The following is a 697-nucleotide window of genomic DNA, read 5'->3' on the forward strand; positions in this document are numbered from 1 at the left end:
ATAGGTTTTATTAAACTTTTTGACTGCCAAAAGATCTATCTCTCTACCCGCGTCAGCACTGCCTTCATCGGTCTCAAAATCATGGTAAACACCCACCAGTTTTACACCAGCGAACTTACCTGAGACTGAAGCATAAGTGTCTACAACACCATTACCGCCACCCGCACCAAACAAGGACTGACCTAGAAATGCATCAGCCCAACCTTCAAACTTATGAACAGTTGCTAAAGGTGTCGCGAACGACTGATTGCCGTCGTCAGATCCTAAGGACGAATACCCAAGCTTGCCTGTCACTCCTGACGCAGTTAGGCCAACCTCAGCCATCATATAATCCATACTGGCATCTTTCGTTTCATTATCTTGCGAAGCATACTCTAGAGCATATGAAACTTTCAGATCTTCACCTGCTAATGTTGAGCCGGTAAAACTTGCACCAATTGTTGATAGCTCATCCCAACCATCTGCGGCACCATAAGGCTCTCCTGAGATCTCATAGTTGTATACCACAGCTTTACCAAAGGGAGTTTGGTAAGCAACATTTAATAGTGTTATATCAGTATCAGCGACATCCGCAAAGGCACCTGAGTTAATTCGGTTTACTTTATAAATATAGGATGCATCTAAAGTAAGACCTTCAATTGGCTTAACCGTAACTCTCGCCGCATCAAAAGTCTGGCGATCTTGGCGCCAACCAACA

1 pseudogene is annotated in these 697 nt (G+C 44.2%); it reads right to left on the reverse strand.

The annotated features are described in order from the left end of the window. Window positions 1–697: pseudogene (locus A3761_RS27220) on the reverse strand (hypothetical protein); the annotation flags it as partial.

The sequence above is a fragment of the Oleiphilus sp. HI0123 genome (genome assembly GCF_001635315.1).